This is a genomic window from Candidatus Magnetaquicoccus inordinatus (assembly GCF_004217665.1).
Classification (GTDB): domain Bacteria; phylum Pseudomonadota; class Magnetococcia; order Magnetococcales; family Magnetaquicoccaceae; genus Magnetaquicoccus; species Magnetaquicoccus inordinatus.
Genome location: NZ_RXIU01000264.1, coordinates 1 through 4185 on the forward strand (window position 1 = coordinate 1; position 4185 = coordinate 4185).

Here is a 4185-nt window from a genome sequence, read left to right on the forward strand (position 1 = left end):
TGTGAAACGCCGCACATTTTCAGCAGGGCTTTGCCCTGCACCCACCAGGAGGAGATAATCTCCTCCTGGACCTCCCTAATAATTTTCTGGTTTTCAAATGCGCTTGCCCGGAAAATCGGCAAACAATGATTGAAAACAGAGCAGCAAAAGATGTAGAGTGAAACGGCAGCTCTCTGCACTCTCCTCTTCCAATATACGCATCCCAAGAGTCGGCATGCGTATAGTACGCACACTGCACCTGGGATAAAGCCCCTCTCTGGACCGGTGGATTTTCTCGTGCAACCACCTCTGCATGGCGCAAAACAATTGGCACTGCGACAGCAGAGTTCCGCCCCCTACTTGCCTATTGACCTATACAGGAAACAGATGATCATGAATCCGTTCCTGCAGAGCATGCCATTTCCGCGCCGCCTCTCCCCCCTCTTGCTGGTGGGAGTAATCACCTCTCTGCTCCTGTGGAGTGGTGGCGCCTGGTGGATCACCGGTATGGTTGCCCTGCAACAACTAGAAAAAACAGCAGAACAGGCACAGCAGGAGCTTGACTCCTCTTCGGCAAAGATCGAGTTGGGTATCCGCCGTGGTCTGGCAGTACTGCATGCCGTTCCCGCCGCAGTCGGCCAACATAAACAGTTGCGTCAACAGTTGGCACGCCTCTCGGCGCTGCCCAAAGAGAGCATACCGCCCAGCGAAACCTTGAAACGCTCTCTCTGGAGTGCCGATCCCGAACTGCAGGAACTCAATCTTTGGCTGGAGCGTTTTAACGCCTCTTTGGGCATTACCAGCGCGCTGTGGGTGATCAACACCCAGGGAGAGACCATCGCCGCCAGCAACGCTCGCCAGACAGAGAGTTTTGTCGGCACCAACTTTAGCGACCGGGAATATTTTCAGGAGGCGATGGCGGGTCGTCTGGGCAATCAATATGCTGTAGGCCGACGCACCAATATTCCGGGACTCTTTTTTTCTGCCCCCATCAAGGTCGATGGCGAGCTGTTGGGGGTGGTGGCCAGCAAGGTGGACTTAAGCTTTCTCTCCTCCTGGCTGGAACAGAATGATGCCTTTCTCTCCGACCGGTATGGGGTGATTATTCTGGCGCGCAACAAAAAATGGGAATTGCACACTCTTCCTGATCATAACCTCGGCGCCTTGACTGCAAGCGAGCGCCTCGCCCGTTATAAGCAGAGCGATTTTGACTCACTCCGCATGACCCCCTGGAACGGCCCCTATCCCGGATTTCAGTTGTTGGCAGACAATCCCAACCCGGTGTTGCTGCGCACGCTGCAGATTCCAGAAGAGGAGCTCAGCATCACCGTTGCAACCTCGGTTCCGCTGCTGCTGACAATCAGCGACAATCGGCAGATTTGGTTTTGGTTTTTGCAAACAGTGGGGCTGTTGATGCTGCTGCTGGCACTCTATCGCTGGCAGATGCAGCAGCAGCGTCGGGAGTCGGAACATGCGCTGCGCAGCAGTCAGAGCAAGCTCTCGGCCATTGTGCGCAACAGCCCCATCGGCATTGCCATTTTGCGTCTGCAGGATCTGCAGATCATGGAGGCCAATCCCGCCTTCAGCCAACTCTATGGATGCACGCCCCAGGAGCTCACCGGTCGCCAGGCCAGCCAGCTCCCGCTCTGGCACCACCGGGATGCGGTGGAACAACTGCTGCAACCCCTGAAGCAGGGAGAGCGTGTCCAGGAGTGGGAGGGACATCTGCCGACAGAAACTGCCCAGGAGCGCATCGCCTTATGGAGTGCTGAACCGCTTGATTTTGACTATACCCCCTGTTTTTTGGCCATGGTCATGGAGATCACCCAGCGCAAACAGATGGAAGAGCTGTTGCAGGAGAACAATCGCCATCTGGAGCTGCTGGTTGCAGAACGAACCCATGAGTTGTCGGAGGGGATGGAGCAGTTGCAAAGGGAGATCATCGAACGACAGCGTGCCGAAGAGCGCAATCAACGCGCCTTGCGTGAGCAGCGGATCATCAGTGAACTGCTGCATGTCAATCTGCAACCGGTCACCCTGGAATCTCTGCTGCGCACTGCATTGCAGGGAATTCTCTCCCTGCCGTGGCTGAATCTGCTTACCCAGGGCATTATCTTTTTAAAATCGGAAAAGAGTCATACGTTGCTACCGGTTGTGATTGTGGGCATGGAAAGCAGTCAGATCAACTGCTGCAGTGCACACTGCCAGCCGAGCAACTGCCTGTGTCAGCAGACGTTGCATAGCGGCGCAATGTTGCACTTTTTGGAAAAAAACAGCCCCTATCCCCAGCAGCAACCGCTCTGCGGTACCGCCATAGAGTCGCATCTGCTGTTGCCCATCGCCGGACAAGGAGAGACACTGGGAGTATTGCGACTCTTTCCCAACCCCTTTGCCCCGGCCCATACCAAAGAGGCACTTGATTTTCTCACCACCATGAGCCGCTTGCTTGCCGAAATCATTCTGCGCAAACAGGCGGAGGAGCGTGGACTGCTTGCCGCCAAGGTGTTTGCCATGACCCAAGAGGCGATTATGGTCACCGATAGCAAAAATCGCATCATCGACATCAACCCCGCCTTCAGCAAAATTACCCAATATTCGCGTGAAGAGGCGTTGCGTCAGGATCCTGGCTTCATGAAATCGGGACGGCATGATTATGATTTTTATGCCCAGATGTGGCGAGAGATTTTGCAGCATGGTCATTGGCATGGGGAGATCTGGGACCGGCGCAAGGATGGCGAACTCTATCCCAAATGGCTGACCATCGACACACTGCGCGATGAAGAAGGGGAGATTGTGCAGTGTATAGGCGTTTTCAGTGACATCAGCGAGCTGAAGCTGGCCGAAGACAAGCTGCGTGCCTTGGCCATGCACGACCCTCTCACCGGCCTGGCCAATCGCAATCAATTTTTGCCTGTGCTGGAGCAGGCGGTCAAAAGTGCCAGCCGTTGGCGACGCTCCCTTGCCTTGTTGCTGTTTGATCTGGACCGCTTCAAGGTAGTCAACGACACCCATGGCCATCCCGTCGGAGATCTCTTGTTGCAACAGGTGGCGGCACGGGTACGCGCTTGTCTGCGCGATTCCGACATGGTCGCCCGTTTGGGAGGCGATGAGTTTGCCATTATTGTCGAGCAATCGGCGCATGCGCACCATATCGCCGAGATAGCCCGCAAAGTGGTGGAAAGCCTGGCACAACCATTTTCCCTCAATGGTATAGCAGCCAATATTGCCGCAAGCATGGGGGTGGCCTTTTATCCAGATGATGCCGCCGATGATCAGGAGCTGATACGCAAGGCAGATGCCGCCTCCTACCATGCCAAGCAGCATGGCGGCAACAGTTTTCACTTTTTTTCTCCAGAGATGGAAAAGGATATGCAGGAGCGTTTTCGCTTGGAAAATGATCTGCTGCAGGGGATGAAAGAGGGACGTTTTGTTCTTTATTATCAGCCGCAGATCGACCCGGCCACCCACAAGGTGGGGGGAGTGGAAGCGCTGTTGCGTTTGCACGACAGCAGCGGCGCCCTCAACCTGCCCAGCACATTTTTACGCATAGCCGAAGAGAGTGGTCTGATTGTGCTGTTGGGGGAGTGGGTATTGCGTACCGCCTGTCAGCAGGGCAAATCCTGGCTGGATGCTGGGATCATGCTGCCCAAGCTGGCGGTCAACGTCTCTGGTCGGCAATTCTTGCGCCGTGATTTTTCCAGTATGGTGGCTGGGGTGTTGCAGGAAAGTGGCTTTCCGGCCCACAAACTGGAGTTGGAGTTGACCGAAAGCTTTTTGATTCGCGATATGGCGGTATCACGGAGCATCATGGAGGAGTTGCGTGCCATGGGGATACGTTTGACTCTGGATGATTTTGGCACCGATCACTCCTCCTTTGGCTATCTGCAGCAACTGCCGGTAGATGGCATCAAGCTGCCCAGAGAGTATACAGCAGGCTGTGCACACAACCCGTTCAATGCCAGTTTTTCCTGGGCGGTTTTGGCTTTGGCCGAGCAGAAGGGGATAAAGGTGGTGGTGGAAGGTGTGGAACAGGAGGAGGATATCTCATTTTTCCGAGGTTTATCGGCCAGCCTGGTGCAAGGATTCTATTTTGCCCATCCCATGCCCGGCAACCAACTGCAAGAGCTGCTCAAGGTCGATGGCGAGCTGTTGGGGGTGGTGGCCAGCAAGGTGGACTTAAGCTTTCTCTCCTCCTGGCTGGAACAG

2 protein-coding genes are annotated in these 4185 nt (G+C 55.1%); one reads left to right on the forward strand and one right to left on the reverse strand.

The genetic code is table 11. The features are described from left to right. Positions 1-93 precede the first annotated feature (93 nt). A complete protein-coding gene (locus EJP87_RS17985) occupies positions 94-231 on the reverse strand; it encodes a hypothetical protein (RefSeq protein WP_193771403.1) in 138 nt (45 codons plus the stop codon). Positions 232-372: 141 nt separating this feature from the next. Between EJP87_RS17985 and EJP87_RS14295 the strand changes: the two genes are divergently transcribed. Next, positions 373-4185 (forward strand): EAL domain-containing protein (locus EJP87_RS14295; RefSeq protein ID WP_193771404.1); only part of this gene is annotated, 3813 nt, incomplete at its 3' end.